The organism is Methanococcus vannielii SB, assembly GCF_000017165.1.
In the GTDB taxonomy this organism is placed as follows: Archaea; AGJL01; Methanococci; order Methanococcales; family Methanococcaceae; genus Methanococcus; species Methanococcus vannielii.
The window spans coordinates 858,013-879,646 of the sequence record NC_009634.1 but is presented as its reverse complement, the minus strand read 5'-3'; the positions used below and the strand labels follow the sequence as shown (position 1 = coordinate 879,646).

Sequence of the window (21,634 nt, the reverse complement as noted above, 5' to 3'; positions counted from 1 at the left end):
AAATGGTATAATAAATAATATAATACTTAGTATTTAGTAATTATGCAAGTATTGACTGTATGAATGAAAGTGCCCACTGGTGGTAGATTACTGCACCAACTGCTAAACCAATTATATACATGATTGCAGTTTGGTTCCCTTCTCCTGCCATTATAAAGTTTCTAAATGGACAACCGCCCTGAATTATTGACAGGAAACCTACTCCAAAACCCCCGATAAGTGCTGCAACGAGGTTTGGCATAAAACCTAATCCACCTGCGGCCCCCCCTGGAATTGCAGTAACTCCTTTTGTAAGTATCCAAGGAAATAGGGGTAAAAGCCCTACAATGTGGAATAAGATTGAACCTATTAATGCTCCACCAATAAATCCAAATAAACCTTTGAGTAGCCACGTGTCTTTCATTAAAGAAAAGTCCCTAAGTCCTCCACAGAAACAAAGAGCGGATCTTTGTCCAAGATATCCCAAAAGGGTACCAAATACTAAAGTGCCAATTGCAGGCAAGTATTGATAAATATCCATATTATCACCCTTTATAAATTATGCTTTTTTCAAATATACTTCAGAACCTACAACAGCTCCAATAGCTATCCCTACTAACCCAATTAGTCCGAATAAATCCCCATAACCTGCCCTTAAAGCCATTCTGATAGGGCATCCGCCCATCAAAAGTGCGAAGTTTAACACAAGTACTCCAAGTATAAATCCAACAACTAAATTGTGGGTTCTTCTAATTTTGAAATCTTTATGAATAATTGCACCGGCTAATGCACCGATTAATAACCCGATAACAGTTAACACAGGTAAGAATTTTGATACAGGCGCCATACCAAGATTGGTTCCTAGTAAATTATTTACAATCCAGTTCATAAGGTCTCTAGTGTGGCATGCAACACATAACCCATATGCTGGAGGAGGACTTACCTTAAACATGACTTCTAACAATATTGCTGAAAACCCTCCTATGAGGCCAGTTTTTAACGGTGAAATTTTCACGCTATCACCTATATTTTTAATAATGGTTTTATATATTAAGTATATTAATAGGTATGTAGCAAATACAAGGTTATTTTGAATAAGAATGTATATATATCTATTTATTAGATAGATTTATAACTATTTTTTTATTAGATAATCTAATGTTTTTTACACTATAACATAACTATATAAAATTGTATGTTTATATTCAAACTGATAATTATGATTTTGACCGAAAAAAAGATAATATTTTTTAGTGTAGTTTTTGTGGTTTTAGGAAGTTTATTTTTAACTACATACGAGCTTACTCCCTCTGAAAAGCCAATATCTCACTTAAAAGATGGGGATTTTGTTAAAATAACCTCTAAAATTCAAAGAATGGATGTAAACTATAATGAATATCGTGAAGTAATCGGCATAAAATCAGTTAGGTTAATGGATGAAACAGCTTCTGATCTTAGATTATATATTTCAACAGAAATTTCAAAAGAATTTTTAGAATATACTTTAAAAACTGACCCGCGAATAAAAGAAGGAGATATTGTAAGAGTTACCGGAAAAATTAACGTCTACAATGGATTGTATGGTATAACATTAAAAGACATATCTAATTTTGAAATCGTTGAAAAATTAAATTTTGAAAAAGATATACTCTTTTCAAAAGTGCCTACAAAATACTATGCATCTAAAAGCAGTAAGTCGTATCATACGCATGCTAGCTGTTCTTATGGCTTAAAAATAAATGAAAAAGTGTATTTTATTAATGAAGAAGATGCTTTAAATTTAGGGTACAAAAAATGCAGCTACTGTGAAAAAAGGGATTAAATGGTAAATTTGTTTTTTGTAGCTTTTGGTGCGATTACTGGCTCATTTACTGGATTAATTCCTGGAATTCATCCAAATTTATTAATTCCCTTTTCAACGATTTTACTACCTTATTTCGGACAAACAAACTATTTTGGATTTTTAATGGGGCTTGTTATATCTCATTACTTTTTGAACTATATTCCTTCTGCATTTATCGGAGTTCCCGACTCAGAATCGGCAGTTTCATCAATTCCAATGCATAAATTAACAAAAGATGGAAAAGGTTATGAAGCCGTAATTTTAGCAGGAATGGGGGGATTTTTAGGAATTATTTTTTCATCAATTTTATTTTTAATAATTTTTACGTTAAATTTGGATTTAAATTCAATATATGGTATTTTAAAGCCATTTTTACCATATATCCTTATAATTTTAATTTTTACATCAATAATCTTCTCAAAAAATAAATTCTGGACATTTTTAGTAATTTTATTTTCAGGAACCCTTGGAATATCCGTATTTTATATAAATCCTTCTTATAATAACACAATGGCAGTACTATTTACAGGAATGTTTGGAATTCCATTTTTAATTACAAATCTTGGAAGAAAAAAATTAGGATATCAGTACATGAGTTTTCCAAAGTTAAATGGTTCTTATTTAAAATCAGTAGTTTTTGGAACAATTGGCGGATTTTTAAGAATATTTATACCTGCAACTGGCGGAGCCCAAATAAACTACTTTTTAAGCAAGCTAATAAAAGAAGAAAACATTGAAAATTTCATTGTTTCACAAGGTGCAATAACACTTTCAAATGAATTATTTTCGATACTTGCACTTGTTTTAATCGGAACTGGAAGAAGTGGAATTGCAGAAACAATAAAAAATTTAAATCTTGAGTATACTGCTTTTGATATATTTGGGAGTATTTTTCTTGCATCTGGCTTATCGCTACTTTTTTTATCAACTGCTTCAAAATATGTACTGAAAAATATAAATCGATATAACTATGGTGATATCTCAAAATATTTGATTATATTCTGCACTTTTTTGATATTTTTATTGACATTTAACAATTATTTTACATATCATGCTGTAATCTATATAGTATCAATATCCATTGGAATTATATGTATTAAAAAACAAGTAAATATGTCAAATATGATGTCAGTTTTAATTTTTCCGACAATTTTTTATTTTTTAGGAATATACTAAGAATATAAAAAAAGTTATTCTAACATGTAAAAATAATCTTCAAGCCAACTTACATTGCCATATTTTGGCGTATTGTGTTCTAAAAATGATATTATAATGTTACAAATATCCAAAACAGATTTTTCGGTACAATCTATTTCAAATATCTTTGACTCAACATTATTTTCAATAGATTCAACGAGGCACACGTCTAAAATTTCTGCTTCAACGTTTTCCTTTATCTTTTTTTCAGAATAATTTCTAAGGCTTAGTCTATCAAATATCCTCTCAGGGTTAAGTCGAAGTACAATAATGCAGTCAGGATTTAAAAGATGACTTACATGGCCATCAAGAATTATTAAATCTTCACAGGTCGTGTTTAATTCTAAAAAATTATTCAATTTAGGAAAATCAATAACATATGAGTTCATTTCATCGTCTTTTTCAATATATAATTGATTTTTAGAAACAATCTCTGTAATATTTATGTTTTTTACGTTATTTTCAAGATTTATCAGTTTTTCAAAAAGATTTTTAGAAACAGTTGTTTTTCCAACGCCCGGAGTTCCAGTAATTGCTATTCGTATAATTTCACCTATTATTCAGATTCTTTTACGGGTTCTTCAGAAACGTATTTATCAACTTCAACATCAGACTTAATTGCAAGAATCGTGTTTTCTCCAACCCTACCTAGGCTGTAATCGAGTGTTTCAAGATATTTTTTAAAATCATTGAATTCCTTAATAATTGCTTCGATAGGCACTTCTTCAAGATTGATTATTAAAACATCATGTTCTACTATGTTTTTTATATGTTCAAAGTCCTCAGGAGATTTAATTCTTGTAGTAAGGACTCGCGGATAGATTTTATGTTTTACAATTTTTACTTTTTCTTCAGGAACGGTTTCTTTTGGTAATGGAATTTCTTTAGACTCTTTAATTTCATATGCAGGATATGATTGGCCTATAACGACATATTCCTCATCATGAACAGGTACTTGAGCAGGTAACTCTTTATTTCCTACAAATATTCTTTTTATTTTTTTGAACATAACTACTCCACCGCCTTTTCTTTGTGCCTAAATACAATTGATTAATATACATTTATTTAATGAAGTTATTTATCCTTTTTGATTGAATTTTTGTGTTTTATTAAATTTTTAAACTTCAACCTATATTTTGCAATGTTCAAACGAATTAAATTGACTTAGGCGACTTTTTATTGATTTTAAACTTTAATTTTATAAAATTCAAGTTTATATTTTTCAAATGAACAATTTTGGAGCTTACATTACCATCAAAATTATTTTATACAACCAAAATAATACATTTTACAGGATTGGAAAGATATATATAACTAAGTTATCTAGCTTTTAACGATTTAATGTCATAATAGTGCGAAAATAAAAGTAAAATATCAACTGGAGGATGCGTTATGTTTTTGACCCTTGATGACTTTAATTTGGAAGGAAAAACGGTTGCATTACGTGTAGATATTAATAGTCCGATTGATGTGAATAATGGGGCTATTTTGGATGACACGAGAATTAAAGCATGTTACAATACGATAAAAGACCTTTCTAACAAAGGTGCAAAAGTAGTAATTTTGGCCCACCAGAGTAGGCCTGGAAAAAAGGATTTTACAACCCTCGAATCTCACGCAAAAAAATTATCCGAGGTCTTAGGTATCGAAGTAGGATATGTTGATGGGTTATTGGGGTCTACTGTACGAGAATCTATTTTAGGGATGGACAACGGCGAAGTAATACTTCTTGAAAATGTAAGGCTTTTATCTGAAGAAGTCCTTTCAGAATGGAAATCTTGGGATAAAATTACCCCTGAAAAACAGGCAAAAACAATAATGGTAAAAAAATTACATCCTTTTTTTGATTATTTCGTAAATGATGCGTTTGCAGCAGCCCACAGGGCCCAACCTTCACTTGTAGGCTTTTCATATTATATGCCAATGCTTTGTGGACGGGTCATGGAAAAAGAACTTTTTACGCTTACAAAAGTTATTAAAAATCCAGATAGGCCATGTGTATTTGCACTAGGGGGTGCAAAAGCGGATGACAGTATCGAAGTAATTAAAAACGTGCTTGAAAAACAGACTGCTGATCAAGTAATTACAAGTGGGATTGTTGCAAATATATTTTTAATTGCAAAAGGATTTAAATTGGGCCCTAACGAAAAATTAATTGACGATATGGGTTACACTGGGCAAGTAACTATTGCAAAAGAGTTAATTGAAAAATACGGTGAGAAAATCGTAATACCTATTGATGCAGCTTTAAATATTGAAGGGGAAAGAAAAGAAACTGAATTAAATTTAAATAATGAAGTAAGTCATCCAATCCATGATCTGGGTCAAAAAACAATTGAAAGTTATTGGGAAATTTTAAAGAATGCCAAGACAATAGTTGCAAACGGCCCTGCAGGAGTATTTGAAAACAAAAATTTCTTAAAAGGAACAGAAGAAATTTTAAAAGCAACTGCAAGTTCAAAAGGATTTTCAGTAATTGGAGGCGGACATCTGTCTGCTGCTGCTGAAGTAGTCGGAATTTCTGGAAATGTGGGCCACATAAGCACTGGAGGGGGTGCGTGTATTGAATTTTTGGCAGGAAAAAGACTTCCCGTAATTGAAATGCTTTTAGAGTCTTATGAAAAACATAAAGCCTAATTCCATCAAAATATTTCATTTAGACTTATTTTTTACTCTTATTTTAAAAAAGTACTGAAAATATATTTTAAATGGAAAATTATATATAAGAATCAACTTATTATTTTATTATTAAAATAGTTTTTTTGGAAATTATAGAACGTGTGGGCGATTTTATGGAATTAAGTAAGCTTGCCGAAGAAATTAGGAATTTTGAAGGCGTAACAAGAAAAAAAGAAATTAAAAATGTTGTAAATAACTTTAATTTTGAAGAGGAATATGATTTTGACATAATTGCAGATTTTGGGGACGATGCTGCAATAATCGGGCTTGATGGGGAAAATGCACTTTTGCTTGCTGCAGACGGTATTTGGGGTAAATTATTGGAAAAAGACCCTTGGTGGGCAGGTTACTGTTCTGTATTGGTAAATACAAATGATATTGCAGCAATGGGTGGACGAGCAATTGCAATGACAAATATTATCGGCATAAAAGACTGTGATAAAGGTAAAGAACTTTTAAAGGGCCTTAAAGAAGGAATTAAAAAATTTGGAGTTCCAGTTGTTGGGGGCCACACGCATCCTGATGCACACTGCAATGTTTTAGATGTATCCATTACGGGAATCGTTAAAAAAGAAAACGTTCTAAGAAGTGACTCTGCAAAAATAGGTGATAAAGTAGTTTTTGCATATGATTTAGATGGGGCTATTCATGAAACATTTAAGCTAAATTGGGATACAACTTCAATGAAATCCAAAAAATATGTAAGGGATCAGCTAAAATCACTTGAAATTATAGGTGAAAACCACCTTGCAAATTCATGTAAGGATATAAGTAATCCGGGAGGCCTTGGAACGCTTGGAATGCTTCTTGAGGTTTCCAAAAAAGGTGCAATTGTAGACGTATCAAAAATTCCAATTGCAGAAGATATTAAAATTGACGCATGGCTTAAAATGTATCCGGGTAGCGGTTTTGTATTTACCACTCCTGAAAACAATGTAAAAGAACTGTTATCTACTCTTGAATTTGTTGGAATCACTGCATCAGTCTGTGGTGAAGTTAAAGAGGATAAAAAATTTATTATAACTGACGGGAAAGATAAAGAAGTATTATTTGATTTTGGAAGGGAATATATATGTGGTTGCTAAATACCATATCTATTTTAACATAATTTTTACGTGGTAGCATGAAAATAATGATTGACGGCGTATTTTATAATCCTGAGCCAATAGATTTTCAAAAAATCCTTCAACGGCTTGTAGAGATTTTGGGCGAAGATTTAAAAGTACTTTCATTAGAATTTCCCGAACTTGCAGCAATTTATGAACCAGAATGTTATTACCGGTCAGGATTTTGTTTAGATAAGGAAATTGAAGTAGAGTTAACTGAAATGGAGCTAAAAGAAATTAGGGAAAAGATTATAAAAGAATTTCCAAGAGATACTATCGTATATAGTCTTAACTGTGAAATTTTATGACCAATTCTAAAAAATCCGCAGATGTTTTGGAATTTTATGAAAACTGGGATTTTTCAAAATATCCAGACTATTTAACACTACTTATGGACTTTGAAGAAAACCTTATTTATGATATAATATCAAAAGACGAATTTTTTAAATCTTTAAAACTTGAAACTGATTTTTCAAAAGTTCTTGATGCAGGATGTGGCTTTGGTTCATTTTATAACCTTACAAAGGATTTTGATACAATTTACATGGATTTTTCAAAAAATTTATTAAAAAAATTTAAATCTAAAAAAAATAAAATCTGTGCAGATATTGAAAAAATGCCTTTTAACGATTCCGTTTTTAATTTAGTTTTATGTATAAACGTTTTAGAACACGTAAACTTTTTAAACGCAATTTTAGAGGTAAAAAGGGTTTTAAAACCGAATGGGAGGGCATATTTTGTAGTCGTGAATAAAAATTCTATAATAAATGATGAAATATTTATTGATTGGAAAATCCCACATGAATTAATATCTGTTAATGATTTTAAAGCTCTTGAATCATTTGACTTTCAATTAGAATCTATACGATCCTTTTATTTTTTACCTCCCCTTTTTAAAATATTCCCAAAATCTATTTTAAAAAAGATAATTGATTTATTTTTTAAAAATGACGAAAAAATTTCGAAATATTTAAAGTTTAAAGGACAGTTTTTAATTTGTAAGATGGTGAAAAAATGATATGCTGTCTTGGGCCAAAAGGGAGTTATAGTGAAAAAGCAGCCCAAAAATTTTCAGGATTACTAAATCAGGAAATTATATTTAAAAAATCAATATATGACGTTTTTAAGTCTCTTGAAACTGATTTTGAGCTTTTAGGGGTTGTTCCATCTGAAAATTCAATCGAAGGGTCAGTAACGATTACCCAAGACCTTTTTTTAGAGTTTCCGGTAAAAATTATTGGTGAAGTGGATATAGAAATAAATCACAGTTTAATTGGGTATAATATCGAAAAGATAAGGGAAATACTCTCACACCCCCAAGCACTCGCTCAGTGCGGCCGTTATATATATAAACACGGCTGGAAGGTAAGGCCCGTTGAAAGCACTGCAAAAGCTGCAAAAATCGTTTTCGAAGAAAAAAATGAAGAATTAGCTGCAATTGGTTCAATTGAAAATGCAAGGATTTATGGCATAAAAGTTTTGGAAGAAAACGTTCAAGATTATCAAAATAATAAAACAAGATTTTTTTTGATATGCAATAAAAATATGAATTTTAAAACGAATTTAATGCCATCAAAATCTACAATAATCGTAGAATTAAAGAAAAACAGGCCCGGTGCATTTTATGAGCTTTTAGAAGTGTTTAAATATCGAAATGTTAATTTAACCAGAATAGAATCTAGGCCATCAAAAAAGGAAATTGGAAATTATGTATTTTATATCGATTATGAACAAGATGATGATAATTTAGGATTACTCACTGATTTACGAAAGAGGGCATCAAATGTAATTGAAATTGGCAGTTACTTTGTAATCCGGTAATTTATGATTTAACGGGCAGGTATTTCTATAAATACATATTAAACTATATATTAAACTATATATTTGAATATATAGTAAAGTATTTATAGAAAGACTACTTATCTACTAAAAATCACTTATTGGTGTTAAAATGGAAAGTTACATTCAAAATCTCTTTTCTGAAAGGCTTGGTGGAAAAAATTTTGGTAAAGAAGATGTAATTTATAAATTTGAAAAAATAAAGCGAGCAAAAAAAGCTGCTAAGTTAAAGTTTCCAAATGTTGAGTTAATTGACATGGGTGTTGGAGAACCTGATGAAATGGCCGATTCTTCAGTAGTTGATGTGTTATGTAATGAATCGAAAAAACCTGAAAATAGGGGTTACTCAGATAACGGAGTTCAGGAATTAAAGGATGAAATTCCAATTTACATGAAAGAAGTTTTTGGAGTTGGAGAATTAGATCCAGTAAACGAAGTAATTCATGCAATCGGTTCAAAACCTGCTTTAGCATATATTACCTCAGTATTTATTAATCCTGGCGATGTAACACTAATGACCGTTCCAGGATATCCCGTTACTGCAACCCACACAAAATGGTACGGTGGAAGTGTTGAACCACTCCCATTACTTGAAAAAAATAAATTTTTACCCGAACTCGACGCAATTTCAAAAGAAGTGAAGGAAAAAGCAAAAATCCTTTATTTAAATTACCCAAATAATCCTACGGGCGCACAGGCAACAAAAAAATTTTACAAAAAAGCAGTTGATTTTGCATTTGAAAACGATGTAGTAATCGTTCAAGATGCAGCATATGCAGCATTAACTTATGGGGAAAAACCACTTTCATTCCTTTCAGTAAATGACGCAAAAGAAGTTGGGGTGGAAATCCACAGCTTTTCAAAAGCTTACAATATGACAGGATGGAGGCTTGCATTTGTTGCAGGAAACGAACTTATTGTAAGGGGTTTTGCAACGGTTAAAGATAATTACGACAGCGGTCAGTTCATTCCAATTCAAAAAGCAGGTATCCATTGCTTAAGACATCCTGAAATTACCGAAAAAACAAGGGTTAAATACGAAAGAAGACTTTTAAAAATGGTTAAAATATTAAAAGAAGCAGGATTTAATGCAAAAATGCCAGGGGGAACTTTTTATCTCTACGTGAAAGCTCCAATTGGTACAAAAGGCGGTGCTAAATTTGAAAATGCAGAAGAGTTTTCTCAGTATTTAATAAAAGAAAAATTAATTTCAACAGTTCCTTGGGACGATGCAGGACACTACTTTAGAATGGCAGCATGTTTTGAGGCATTTAAAAATGGTGAAATTTCAGTTGAAGAAGAAGACCGAATTTTAAATGAAGTTAAAAAAAGATTAACAGAAGTAGAGTTTGTTTTCGAATAAATTTTAAATTTTTTTATTTTTTTTCAAGTTTTAAAAGTGCTATTTTAGCAGCTTGTCTTTCAGCATCTTTTTTACTTTTACCTACACCCTTTGAAATAATTTTTCTTCCAATTTTTACTGCAACGATAAATTCCTTATCATGGGGTTCACCAAGTTCTTCAAGTAATATATATCGTACAGTTTTATTTTCGGATTGAATCATCTCTTGTAACTTTGTTTTATAATCTATAAATAATTTTTTTGAATTTTCCTCAATGATTGGGACTATAAATTTATTAAAAAACTTTTTTACCGAGCATAATCCTAAATCAAGATATATTGCAGCAATAAATGCTTCAAAAACGTCTGAAAGTATTGTTGGCCGGTTAAATCCGTTTGAATTAATTTCTCCTTTTCCTAAAAGTATGTAGTCACCGAAATTTAATTTTTTAGCATATAAAAAAAGTGAATATTCACAAACGTACTTTGAACGCAGTTTTGACATTTCACCTTCATTTAATAATTTATTTTCAAATAAATATTCGCTAACTACTAATTCTAAAACTGCATCTCCCAAATATTCTAAACGTTCATTATCTTCTAAATTTTCGTTATCATGTTCGTTAACGTATGAAGAGTGAATAAATGCCTGTTTAAATATATTTAAATTATTAAATTTAATATCGAGTTCTAATAACAGTTTTTCAAAATTGTCCATCAAATCCCCAATTCTAAAATGGAATTTAAAATTAAATTATTAGATTTTTAAGTTATTTTAAATTAAAATCTTTCCTTCAAAAAGGAGTGGTGGAGAAATTAATTTTCCACGTTGGCATACTTTATCAAGGGGAGTTGCAGTTTTTAAAATTTCGAAAATATTTCCTGAAAGTAGTCCTTTTTTAACGGGTGTTTTTTCATCGTTTTTTACTATGTAGCTGTTACTGATTTCAACTGAAAAGTCTCCTGTAACGGGATTTGCAGTATGTGTTCCAATAAGCGTATTTATATATAGATACTCATTAAAACTTCCCTGTTTTTCAACAGGTTTAACTACTATGTTGGAAGGAGAAACTGTTGGAAGACTTGAATACCCCCTACTCCCGTTTCCAGTAGAATTACATCCGTCAATGTTTGCTCGTTTTATATCGTAGAGGTAATTTTTCAAAATTCCATTTTCAACAAGTACCGTTTTTTGAGTTTTAATGCCTTCGCCATCTACTGCAGAAGAATAAAGTGCATAATCAAGTGTACCATCATCTTCAATCGTGATTTTCTCACCAAATATCTCTTCACCCATTTTATCCTTTAAAACCGATCTGTTTCGCTGTATATTTTCTGCATTAAATGCAGGAAGCAATGTATAACTTAAAAGAGAATTTAATGCCCTTTGATCAAGCACGATATTTCCGGTAAACTCTGTTCTTACTGCATTTGGATTTTTTAAAAATTCGACAACATTTTCCGCAAGTTCTTTAACATTGAAACTATCGTGTCTGGTTAAATAATCGTATGCAGTCTCCCCGTTATTAATTCCTGCAATTGAAGCAGAATAAAAAGTATTTTCTTCTTCAATATCCACGCCATTTGAGTTTACAATCCGATTATAATCGTAAGAATTTGAAACTCCTCCGTTAACAGTTGTTATCTTGTTTTCTTTTAAAATTTCACTCATTTCAAAAAGAGCATTCATTAATTCTTTTTCAGTTAGATTCACTACATCCTTGTAAAACATTCCTTTTGGCGTTTTGTATGTATCATTTCCTGAAAAACTCGTGTATTCATCATTTATCAGATTTTCCATTGCTTTATATATTACTTCATAGTCCTTTTTAGAGGAATATGCAAATCCCATCTTTTTATCTTTTAATACCCTAACTCCTATTCCAAAATCTTCTGATTCTTCAACACTATCTAAATTTTCGCCTTCAAGTTCGGAACTAAAGTGCTTTCCTTCTGATACAAACACTTCTGTTTCAAAACCTCTTTTTTCCGAAATTTCCATTATTCTATCAACTAAATGAGATAAATCCGTTTCCATTATAGCACCAATCTTAAAATGAATATACAATCGTTTTTTATAGTTCTTAAATATTTAAATAATATTGTTTTTTAATAACTGATGCTATGAACTCTAGTCTAGGAGGGAAAGGAATGAATATTAATTACAAAGTGTTAGCAATTATTCCGGTAATTTTAGCACTTCTTTCTTTAGTTCTTGTTTCAGTAAACGGGCTTAAAGAAAGCATTGACGTTAGTGGGGGAGTTGAAATAAGTATTCTAGCCCCAGAAAATGTGGATTTATCCATGCTAAAAGAAAAAATGCCGAATTCCGAAGTAAGAACCGCACAATCAGCTAGCGGTACGTTTGTAATTATTAAATCGGGATTAGATGTGGATATGGACCCTATACGGGCCGCACTACGGGAAATATTCAATACTGAAGATTTATCCGAACTCGCATATACTGAAAAACAAATTGGTTCAGTTTTAAGCAGTAGATTTTGGGAAGATGGCCTTAAAGCAGTAGGTTTTGCATTTATATTCATGGCCATCGTAGTATATGCAATATTTAGAACCGCAGTTCCAAGTGCTGCCGTAATTTTAGCAGCTGCAGCAGATATTGCAATAGCCCTTGGAGGAATGAGTCTTTTTCAGATCCCAATTTCGACAGCAACAATTGCTGCCCTTTTAATGCTTGTAGGTTACAGTGTCGATACTGACATCATGCTAACAACAAGGGTTTTAAAACGGAGAACTGGAACTCTTGACGAGAGAATAAAAGAATCAATGAAAACTGGAATTACAATGTCGCTTACAACAATTCTTGCAATGGCGGTTCTTTTAATTGTAGTTACTTACGTAGTACCTGCCGCAGAAGTTTTAGGAAACATTGCAGCAGTTTTATTAATTGGATTAATTGGAGATTTAATGCTTACATGGCTTACAAACGTAGGAATATTGAGATACTACGTAACAGAATATAAAAAGGAGAGGAATTAGGAGGGATACCATGAAATTACTAAAAGATCCTAAAGTTGCAATTCTTTTAGTGTTTGTTCTAGCCTCCGTACTTCTTCTTACATTCAAAGGACTTTCCTTTGGTGTAGATTTAAGTGGTGGCTCAACAATAGTATTAAACACTGAAAAACCATTAAGTGACGCTGAAATGGTTTCAGTAACTGAAATTTTGACAAGCAGGCTAAATACCAATGGATTAAGTGATGTTAGAATTTACCCCCGGGGTAGTGATGAAATAGTAATTGAAATACCAAAAAGTGCTGATTTAGAGCGAATTGAACGAATTTTAACTCAGCAAGGGGTATTTATAGCAACAATTGATAATAAAACTGCATATGTTGGACAGGATATATCCTACGTTGAAGAACCAAGAATGACTGCATCAGGATATGGTGTAGGATTTAGATTATCCTCAGATGGCGCAAATAACTTTGCAGAAGTTGCATACGGAAAAGGGGGGTATCCTGTAGAACTATACATGGATGGAAATCTTGTAAGTGCTCCGATACTTTCTCCCGACCTTGCAGATGGTAGGCCCCATCAAAGTCAGGTAATTACCGTAGCAGGGGCTAGCCCAACAAGAGAGGATATTGAAAAGGCATGGGTAATATATACTGCTTTGAAATCTGGTTCGCTTCCAGTAAAAGTTGAAATAGCATATATAAGTTCTGTTTCACCAACATTGGGTGCAGAATTTATAAAAGGGGCATTAATTGCAGGATTATTCGCATTCCTTGCAGTTGCAACAGTTATTTCATTTAGATACAAAAACCCGAAAATCGTGCTACCGATATTAATAACAGGATTTTCAGAAGTCCTTCTCATACTGGGTTTTGCATCACTTATTGATTGGAAACTTGATTTGGCATCAATTGCAGGGATTGTTGCAGCAGTAGGTACTGGTGTAGATCACCAAATTGTAATTACTGACGAAACAATTGCTGGAGAATCAAAAAAAGTTACAAAAAATATTAAAAGAGCTTTCTTTATTATATTTGGTGCAGCCGCTACAACCATTGCAGCAATGCTTCCTTTATTTGTAATGGGTATCGGAATGCTCAAAGGATTTGCGATAACAACAATTGCAGGTGTTTTAATGGGTATATTAATATCAAGACCTGCATTTGCTAGAATAATGCAATATGTACTAAAACACTAAGATATAGTCAAAATCGAACTAATTAACGGCATCAAAAGAATAACTATAAAAGATTAAAAAAATAACCAATTATTTTATTTTTTCGGGGATTGAATGAGCAAAATTAAGTCTAAATTTATAAAAAATGCCTTTTTTTACGGTATTGGAATCTCCATAATTTCATTTATAATTTACAAAATAGGAATCTTTGAAGTTTACAACGTCTTAAAGTCTGCAGATATAAAAATTTACCTGTTTGCAGTTTTAATATATCTTTTAACCCTTTTCGCAATTTCAGTTCGTTGGAATTATCTTTTGGGGCTAAATGGATATCATGCAGGATTTAAAAATCTGGTTCTTTTAATTACCATGGGACAATTTATAAATAACGTAACTCCATCAATGAAAGGTGGCAGTGAACCATTTCGTGCATATTATCTTTCAAAGCTTGAGAACATACCCTATCACGTTTCATTTTCGACAGTAGTTATAGAACGGCTTTTGGATAGTGTAGTATTTCTAATGCTCACGTTTTTTGTTATAATTTATTTTACAATAAAAGGAATGATTTACACAGGTTTTTTTATAATTGCATGGATATTAGTCGTTTTTGTTACTTTTGGAATACTATATATTGCAATGCATAAGAAGTTGGCATTTAAAATTACATTACGCATTGCAAAAATCGTTACAAAGTTTTCTTCAAAAAAGATAGATGAAAAAAAAATAAATGATACAATCAAAAAATTTCAAGAGAGTATGCTTTTTTTTAAAGAACGAAAAAAAGGAATGATAAATTCGTTAATGTTATCTATTATTTGGTGGTTTTTAGATATTTTAAGAATATATACACTTTTTATAGCCATAAATACAAATTTAAATTTTATTACTGTTTCATCAACATATCTTGTAGCACTGCTTGTTGGAGTTTTACCAACATTACCTGGGGGACTTGGAACAAGTGACACTGCAATGATTGCAATGTATTCATTTTTTAATATCCCCTATTCAAAAGCTGCTGCTGGAACGTTACTTGATAGATCTATATCGTATATTTTTGTTACAATTGTAGGTTCAGTTGCATTTAAAATAATAAAAAAGAAATCTAAAAATCAAAATTATGAAATAGAATGCTAGTTAGATTAAGGTGAAAAAAATGAACAACTTTAACATGATCATTGGTAGAATTGTGCGGTCAATTGAAGCATTTAAAGGCTCTAAGCCAGTAATAAATAAGGATGAAGTTCTTGCAGTAAGGAGTATATGTAAGGATAAAAAAATTGATGAATATCCTTCAATAAAAGAATATCTAATGGATAAATTAGTTGAAAACGATTTTGAAATTGTAAATGATGAGGAAATTTTAGAAATGGTTATACGGATAAACGAGGCACTTGGGACAAGTGATACATATACTGATGAATTTGCATTTGATGGCGTAAAAAGTACTTTTGAAGCTATGGGTTGTGTTTGTGACTATGCCGTTGGAAAAAAAGGAAGTACTTATGTTGGAATAAGTATGTGGTTTGAAAAGGAGCTAAAGGAACCAAAATTTGTGGAAGTAATTTGTGTATAACTTTGAAATAAATAAAAATAAATAAAATAATAAATGTAATAAGGCAATAATCCAAAAATTTATTTTTTATTTTTATTTGATTTAACTTCTTTAACCGTATTTTTAATAAATTCGACTACCTTTTCAAGTCCTTCTGTATTTTTTATGGAGGTAAGTAAAACTTCCATATCCTTATTAATGGTTTTTGCATCGTTGAACATCTTAACTGGGTCGGAACCAACGGCTTTTGCAATATCTATTTTATTGATTATTGTTAAATCCGCAGTTTTAAATATTTCAGGATGTTTTTCAACAGTATCGTCTCCTTCACTCACGCTTACTACTACCGTTCGTTTATGCGTTCCAAGGTCAAAATCTGTTGGGCATATTAAGTTTCCAACGTTTTCAATGAATATAATGTCTAAATTATCGAGGTCAAGGTCTAAATAGGAATGTCCAACTTGATGTGAATCAAGATGACACTCTTTTCCCGTATTTAATGGAATTACTTTTACACCGTGCCTTTCCATTCTTCCAGCATCGTACTTTGCAATGACATCTCCTGCAATACATGCAATTTTATATTCATCTTTTAATTCATTAATTAAAAATTCGATTAAAAGGGTTTTACCACTGCCGATTGCACCCATGAAGTCAAATGCTGCAATTCCATGGGAATTTAATAATTCTCGATTTTTATCCGCATGCTTTTTATTGGCTTTAAGGATATCTTTTCCGATATTAAGTACATCAACGAAATGCATATTTTGTCACCTAAATATACTAAACTTTCATCACTTTAAAATATATACCTGATTCTATCTTCTTTTATAAAAAATAGTACCATTTAAAAGTTAGTTCAGTACTGTGTTAATTATATTATGTTACCATTAGATTAATATATTAATTTTAACTATTTACTATTAAATATCGTCTGAGTGATACCTTGAATCAAGACAAAAGTTTTTTTACTGTATTTATCGTTTTATCAGCGCTTTTGTTGTTGTTCTTAGTTTTACCTCTTTTAAACATGATTTTAAATCCCGGAAATATCCAGAATGCAATTTTTGATTCTGAAGTAATCAATTCTCTTTTGATAAGTCTAAAAGCTGCTGGAACTGCAACCGTAATTGCATTATATATTGGGGTTCCAATTTCATACCTTCTTTCAAGGTACCATTTTTTTGGAAAAAATGTTGTAGAGGCAATTATTGATATTCCAATGGCAATACCTCACGCAGTAATCGGGATAATGATTTTGGCATTTTACTATGGTACTTCAATTGGCAGAGGATTTGAAAGCATTGGCTTTAAAATTGTTGATAATTTTTGGGGAATTGTTACAGTAATGCTTTATGTTGGCCTTCCTTACATGGTAAATAGTGCAAGGGATGGCTTTTTAATGGTTGATGAGGAACTAGAAAACGTTTCAAGGACACTTGGGGCATCTAGGGCAAAAACATTTTTTAAAATATCCCTTCCCTTAATTAAAAATAATATTGTTTCAGGAAGCATTCTTACATTTGCAAGAGGGATTAGTGAAGTAGGGGCAATACTAGTTATAGCTTACTTTCCAAAAACAGCGCCTGTACTAATTCTTGACCGGTTTAATCAGTATGGATTAACTGCATCAAAGCCTATTTCAGTTATAATGATAATTTTAAGCATACTTTTGTTCTCAGTATTTAGGCTTGTACGATATAAACAAAAGTAATTGGTGAAAATCATGCTAAAACTGGAAAACGTATCTAAATCATGGAAAGAATTTAAATTAAGTAATATAAGCCTTGAAATGGATAAAAATTACTGTATTTTACTTGGGCCAAGCGGTGCTGGAAAATCTGTTATAATACAATGTATTACTGGAATTATTAAACCTGATTCAGGAAAAATATATTTTAATGGTGAAGACATAACAAACTTACCTCCTGAAAGAAGAAATTTCGGTTATGTTCCCCAAAATTATGCCCTTTTTCCAAACATGAGTGTTTATAAAAATATTGCTTATGGAATGAAAATAAGGGGTAGATCTAAATTAGAAATCGATAAAAAAGTCTTAGACATTTCGGAATTTTTAGGTATAACTCGTATTTTGAATAGGAAACCTTTAACATTAAGTGGTGGCGAACAACAAAGAACCGCAATTGCAAGAGCTCTTGTACTTGACCCTAAAATTTTACTGCTCGATGAACCGACCGCTGCATTGGATACAAGTATTAAGGAAAACGTTATATCTGAACTAAAAAAAATTGGGGAAATAGTTCCAGTAGTTCATATTACACACGATTTTGTTGAAGCAAGGACGCTTGGAAACCAGATTGCGATACTAATAAATGGAGAATTAAATGATTTTGGAGATTCAGAAATATTTAAAACCCCAAAAAATGAAAAAATAGCGAAATTTTTAGGCTACAACCTCGTAAAAATTGAAAATAAAAATTATGCTGTAGCTCCTGAAGAAACTGTTGTTAAAAGGCCAAATGAAGTTCAAAATCCTATTGAACAACATTATTTTGGAAAAGTTGAATCTATTGTAGATTTTGGATATTATCGAAAATTAAATGTAAAAATTGATGAATATAGTGTAAAATGTATTACAAAAGGTACAAATAACTTGAAAATTGGGGAAGACGTAAAAGTTTTTTACAAGCGAAAAATATCTCTTAATTAACTTTATTTTATTAATATTTTTTATACTATTTTTTAAATTTACATCTTTAAATATTATTTAATACTTACTCAATATAATTTCAAAGCAAAAAATGTATAATACATGTTATTAAAGTATAATTGGTGAATAATTATGGGATACCGTGAAAACATATTTAGTTTTAACCACATTGAAATAAAAGACTTGATTATTTCTTCATTTTTAATCGCACTTGTATTTATCTGGCCAAGGGGATTTCCAACGTTAAATACTGGCTTTTTAGCTCAGTTCATAGCTACATTTTTTACAGTTGGACTTGCATTTATATTACACGAACTCGCCCATAGAACAGTTGCAAGAAAATTTGGAGCTTGGAGTGAATTTAGGGCATGGTATGAAGGACTTGCAATTGCAATAGTTTTAAAAATAATTTTGGGATTTACATTTATTGCACCTGGGGCAGTATATATTCATAAAGATTATTTAACAACAAAAGAAAACGCCCTTATTTCCTTAGCTGGACCTTTAACAAATGTAACACTTGCAATTTTATTTTTGATACTACCAATACCTCCAATAATTTTTTCAGGACATTATATCGATATTTCAGGATATGGGTACTATGTAAACATGTTTTTGGCATTTTTCAATATGCTTCCAATATATCCGTTTGACGGTTCAAAAGTAATCTCTTGGAATTTTTTAGTATGGCTTTTAATATTTATTCCCCTATTTGTACTGACGTTCTTCTAAAAAACATGGAATGATAAAATGGAATTTGACCTATGGGTTAGAATTATTAAAGAAAGTATCGAACAAAAGAATGTTGACCCTTGGAACGTCAACATCTCTGAGATAACGGATCAATACCTTGGAACCATAAGAGAACTTAGAAAATTTGATATACGGCTTTCTGCAGATGTCGTACTGGTTGCAGGGATTTTACTTCGTTTAAAATCGCAAGTACTTTATGGGGAGTGTGAAAATGCGTTTAAAGAGGAAGTTGAAGATAATTATGACGATGAAGAATATTTAGATGAAGAATATTTAGATGACCAAATAGTTGAACCTATTGAAAAAAAACAAAAAGAGCCAAAACTGGAAAATATGACCTTAGATGGCCTTATCAGTACCCTTAAAACTGAACTTAAAAAAATTAAGGAAATAAAACCCCGCAAAAAAAGAGAAATTGTACGGCCAACCGAATTATATAGGTTAGTTGAAGAAATGATTGAAGAAGACGATATTTCCGATCTAATGGAATTTATGATTTTGGAATTAAAAAAATCAGGCGGAAAATTTATATTTCAAAATAAATTTAAAACAAGGGATGAATTAATAAAAAATTTTCTACCTGTATTATATCTTGCAAATGATGGAAAAATTGATTTAGAGCAGGAAACTTTATTTGAAGAATTAAGCATCGAATTAAAAAAATAATATTTTTATTATACTTTTTTAAACTTATTAAGATTATTGCAAACCATATCAAAAAAATCAAATCGAAATAGTTATATATACCTTCATAGTCATATACATACCGAAGCAGTACATTTTAAAACCAAACATATTAAAAATGAGGTGTAGTTATGGCACAACCAGGAGTTTTACCTGAAAACATGAAAAGGTATATGGGAAGAGATGCTCAGAGAATGAACATTTTAGCAGGAAGGATTATCGCAGAAACCGTAAGATCAACACTCGGCCCAAAAGGAATGGACAAAATGTTAGTTGACGATTTAGGTGACGTTGTTGTTACAAACGACGGAGTTACAATCTTAAGAGAAATGAGTGTAGAACACCCTGCAGCTAAAATGTTAATTGAAGTTGCAAAAACCCAAGAAAAAGAAGTAGGAGATGGTACAACAACCGCAGTTGTACTTGCTGGGGAATTGTTAAGAAAAGCTGAAGAATTATTGGACCAAAACGTACACCCAACAATCGTTGTTAAGGGTTACCAAATGGCTGCACAAAAGGCACAAGAAATTTTAAAAGAAGTTGCATGTGACGTTAGTGCACAAGATAAAGAACTTTTAATAAAAATTGCAATGACATCAATCACCGGAAAGGGTGCTGAAAAAGCTAAAGAACAATTAGCTGAAATTATCGTTGACGCAGTTTCAGCAGTTGTTGACGAAGATGGAAAAGTTGACAAAGACTTAATCAAAATCGAGAAAAAGCAAGGCGCATCAATTGACGACACTGAATTAATCAAAGGTGTTTTGGTTGACAAAGAAAGAGTAAGCGCTCAAATGCCTAAAAAAGTTGTTAACGCAAAAATTGCACTCTTAAACTGTGCAATTGAAATCAAAGAAACCGAAACCGATGCAGAAATTAGAATTACTGACCCTGCAAAATTAATGGAATTCATTGAACAAGAAGAAAAAATGTTAAAAGACATGGTCAATGAAATCAAAGCAAGCGGTGCAAACGTAGTATTCTGTCAAAAAGGAATTGACGACTTAGCACAACACTTCTTAGCTAAAGAAGGAATCGTTGCTGCAAGAAGAGTTAAAAAATCCGACATGGAAAAACTCGCAAAAGCAACCGGTGCAACCGTAATTAATAACATTAAAGACTTAAGCGCTGCTGATTTAGGGGACGCTGGAATCGTTGAAGAGAAGAAAATCTCAGGAGACGCAATGATTTTCGTTGAAGAATGCAAACTTCCAAAAGCAGTTACAATGCTTATCAGGGGTACAACTGAACATGTAATCGAAGAAGTTGCAAGAGCAGTTGACGACGCTGTTGGTGTAGTTGCATGTACAATTGAAGATGGAAAAATCGTATCAGGTGGGGGTTCAACAGAAGTTGAATTATCCTTAAGATTAAGAGAATACGCAGAAGGAATCAGCGGAAGAGAACAACTCGCAGTTAGGGCATTTGCAGATGCTTTAGAGGTAATTCCTAGAACTTTAGCTGAAAACGCAGGACTTGATGCAATCGAAATCCTCGTTAAAGTTAGGGCAGCACACGCAAGCAACGGTAACAAGTGCGCAGGTTTAAACGTATTCACAGGAAACGTTGAAGATATGTGTGCAAACGGCGTTGTTGAACCATTAAGAGTTAAAACTCAAGCAGTTCAATCAGCAGCAGAATCAACAGAAATGTTACTCAGAATCGATGACGTAATTGCTGCAGAAAAATTAAGAGGTGGCGCACCTGACATGGGCGACATGGGCGGAATGGGAGGTATGGGCGGAATGGGAGGAATGATGTAATTTCCCTTCCCCTTTTTTATTTTCAAAAAAATATTTATAAATTTAGATATATTATATTTAAGTTTTC

The 21,634-nt window shown here is 31.6% G+C and carries 24 protein-coding genes; 17 read left to right on the top strand and 7 right to left on the bottom strand.

Annotation, left to right across the window (positions count from 1 at the left end; genetic code table 11):
• Positions 1-40: 40 nt before the first annotated feature.
• Complete coding sequence (locus MEVAN_RS04335; protein WP_011972658.1) at positions 41-520, bottom strand: YeeE/YedE thiosulfate transporter family protein; 480 nt, start codon at positions 518-520, stop codon at positions 41-43.
• 18 nt (positions 521-538) lie between these two features.
• A complete protein-coding gene (locus MEVAN_RS04330; protein ID WP_011972657.1) occupies positions 539-994 on the bottom strand; it encodes a cytochrome c in 456 nt (151 codons plus the stop codon).
• A gap of 204 nt (positions 995-1,198) precedes the next feature.
• Between MEVAN_RS04330 and MEVAN_RS04325 the strand changes: the two genes are divergently transcribed.
• Positions 1,199-1,801, top strand: a complete 603-nt coding sequence (locus MEVAN_RS04325; RefSeq protein ID WP_048059152.1) for a hypothetical protein — start codon at positions 1,199-1,201, stop codon at positions 1,799-1,801.
• Entirely contained in the window at positions 1,802-2,998 is a 1,197-nt protein-coding gene (locus MEVAN_RS04320; RefSeq protein ID WP_011972655.1) for a tripartite tricarboxylate transporter permease, read from the top strand. It abuts the gene before it with no gap.
• A gap of 14 nt (positions 2,999-3,012) precedes the next feature.
• Here MEVAN_RS04320 and MEVAN_RS04315 read toward each other — a convergent pair whose 3' ends face one another.
• Both MEVAN_RS04315 and MEVAN_RS04310 read right to left on the bottom strand, forming a co-directional pair.
• On the bottom strand, positions 3,013-3,564 hold the full coding sequence (locus MEVAN_RS04315; RefSeq protein WP_011972654.1) for an adenylate kinase family protein: 552 nt from the start codon (positions 3,562-3,564) through the stop codon (positions 3,013-3,015).
• Positions 3,565-3,575: 11 nt separating this feature from the next.
• Complete coding sequence (locus tag MEVAN_RS04310; RefSeq protein WP_011972653.1) at positions 3,576-4,028, bottom strand: hypothetical protein; 453 nt, start codon at positions 4,026-4,028, stop codon at positions 3,576-3,578.
• A gap of 383 nt (positions 4,029-4,411) precedes the next feature.
• Between MEVAN_RS04310 and MEVAN_RS04305 the strand changes: the two genes are divergently transcribed.
• The 6 genes from MEVAN_RS04305 (at position 4,412) to MEVAN_RS04280 (ending at position 10,006) form a co-directional block, all read left to right on the top strand.
• Complete coding sequence (locus MEVAN_RS04305; RefSeq protein ID WP_011972652.1) at positions 4,412-5,656, top strand: phosphoglycerate kinase; 1,245 nt, start codon at positions 4,412-4,414, stop codon at positions 5,654-5,656.
• 155 nt (positions 5,657-5,811) lie between these two features.
• Positions 5,812-6,783, top strand: a complete 972-nt coding sequence (locus MEVAN_RS04300) for a methanogenesis marker 2 protein (RefSeq protein WP_011972651.1) — start codon at positions 5,812-5,814, stop codon at positions 6,781-6,783.
• A 38-nt stretch (positions 6,784-6,821) separates the two neighbouring features.
• Entirely contained in the window at positions 6,822-7,112 is a 291-nt protein-coding gene (locus tag MEVAN_RS04295) for a hypothetical protein (protein WP_011972650.1), read from the top strand.
• Positions 7,109-7,822, top strand: coding sequence for a class I SAM-dependent methyltransferase (locus MEVAN_RS04290; protein WP_011972649.1), 714 nt, complete (start codon positions 7,109-7,111; stop codon positions 7,820-7,822). Before MEVAN_RS04295 ends, MEVAN_RS04290 begins: the two co-directional genes overlap by 4 nt.
• Entirely contained in the window at positions 7,819-8,625 is an 807-nt protein-coding gene (gene pheA / locus MEVAN_RS04285) for a prephenate dehydratase (protein ID WP_011972648.1), read from the top strand. Before MEVAN_RS04290 ends, pheA begins: the two co-directional genes overlap by 4 nt.
• A gap of 130 nt (positions 8,626-8,755) precedes the next feature.
• Positions 8,756-10,006, top strand: coding sequence for an LL-diaminopimelate aminotransferase (locus MEVAN_RS04280; RefSeq protein ID WP_011972647.1), 1,251 nt, complete (start codon positions 8,756-8,758; stop codon positions 10,004-10,006).
• 13 nt (positions 10,007-10,019) lie between these two features.
• Here MEVAN_RS04280 and rnc read toward each other — a convergent pair whose 3' ends face one another.
• Together rnc and MEVAN_RS04270 are read right to left on the bottom strand one after the other, a co-directional pair.
• Positions 10,020-10,703, bottom strand: coding sequence for a ribonuclease III (gene rnc / locus MEVAN_RS04275; RefSeq protein ID WP_011972646.1), 684 nt, complete (start codon positions 10,701-10,703; stop codon positions 10,020-10,022).
• A gap of 57 nt (positions 10,704-10,760) precedes the next feature.
• Positions 10,761-12,023: a TldD/PmbA family protein gene (locus tag MEVAN_RS04270; RefSeq protein WP_011972645.1), complete on the bottom strand. Its 1,263-nt coding sequence runs from the start codon at positions 12,021-12,023 to the stop codon at positions 10,761-10,763.
• Between the two features lie 113 nt (positions 12,024-12,136).
• On the opposite strand from MEVAN_RS04270, the gene MEVAN_RS04265 reads away from it, so the two are divergent.
• The 4 genes from MEVAN_RS04265 (at position 12,137) to MEVAN_RS04250 (ending at position 15,717) form a co-directional block, all read left to right on the top strand.
• Positions 12,137-12,985 (top strand): protein translocase subunit SecF, encoded by an 849-nt coding sequence (locus MEVAN_RS04265; protein ID WP_048059151.1) that lies wholly within the window; start codon positions 12,137-12,139, stop codon positions 12,983-12,985.
• A 10-nt stretch (positions 12,986-12,995) separates the two neighbouring features.
• Positions 12,996-14,162 carry a preprotein translocase subunit SecD gene (locus tag MEVAN_RS04260; RefSeq protein WP_011972643.1) on the top strand — a complete coding sequence of 389 codons (1,167 nt, stop codon included), beginning with the start codon at positions 12,996-12,998 and terminating at the stop codon, positions 14,160-14,162.
• Between the two features lie 93 nt (positions 14,163-14,255).
• Positions 14,256-15,278 (top strand): UPF0104 family protein, encoded by a 1,023-nt coding sequence (locus MEVAN_RS04255; protein WP_011972642.1) that lies wholly within the window; start codon positions 14,256-14,258, stop codon positions 15,276-15,278.
• Between the two features lie 19 nt (positions 15,279-15,297).
• Complete coding sequence (locus MEVAN_RS04250) at positions 15,298-15,717, top strand: DUF2120 family protein (RefSeq protein ID WP_011972641.1); 420 nt, start codon at positions 15,298-15,300, stop codon at positions 15,715-15,717.
• A 59-nt stretch (positions 15,718-15,776) separates the two neighbouring features.
• On the opposite strand, the gene hypB is transcribed toward MEVAN_RS04250, so the two are convergent.
• A complete protein-coding gene (gene hypB, locus MEVAN_RS04245; RefSeq protein WP_011972640.1) occupies positions 15,777-16,460 on the bottom strand; it encodes a hydrogenase nickel incorporation protein HypB in 684 nt (227 codons plus the stop codon).
• 182 nt (positions 16,461-16,642) lie between these two features.
• Here hypB and wtpB point away from each other — a divergent pair, with 182 nt between their 5' ends.
• From wtpB to thsA, 5 genes are all read left to right on the top strand, one after another.
• Positions 16,643-17,410 (top strand): tungstate ABC transporter permease WtpB, encoded by a 768-nt coding sequence (wtpB, locus tag MEVAN_RS04240; protein WP_011972639.1) that lies wholly within the window; start codon positions 16,643-16,645, stop codon positions 17,408-17,410.
• 12 nt (positions 17,411-17,422) lie between these two features.
• Complete coding sequence (locus MEVAN_RS04235; RefSeq protein WP_011972638.1) at positions 17,423-18,367, top strand: ATP-binding cassette domain-containing protein; 945 nt, start codon at positions 17,423-17,425, stop codon at positions 18,365-18,367.
• A 132-nt stretch (positions 18,368-18,499) separates the two neighbouring features.
• Positions 18,500-19,099, top strand: coding sequence for a site-2 protease family protein (locus MEVAN_RS04230; protein WP_011972637.1), 600 nt, complete (start codon positions 18,500-18,502; stop codon positions 19,097-19,099).
• Positions 19,100-19,117: 18 nt separating this feature from the next.
• The gene (locus tag MEVAN_RS04225; protein WP_011972636.1) at positions 19,118-19,786 is read left to right on the top strand and encodes a segregation and condensation protein A; all 669 of its coding nucleotides are present in this window, start codon (positions 19,118-19,120) and stop codon (positions 19,784-19,786) included.
• A 149-nt stretch (positions 19,787-19,935) separates the two neighbouring features.
• Positions 19,936-21,567, top strand: a complete 1,632-nt coding sequence (gene thsA, locus MEVAN_RS04220; RefSeq protein ID WP_011972635.1) for a thermosome subunit alpha — start codon at positions 19,936-19,938, stop codon at positions 21,565-21,567.
• Positions 21,568-21,634: the final 67 nt, after the last annotated feature.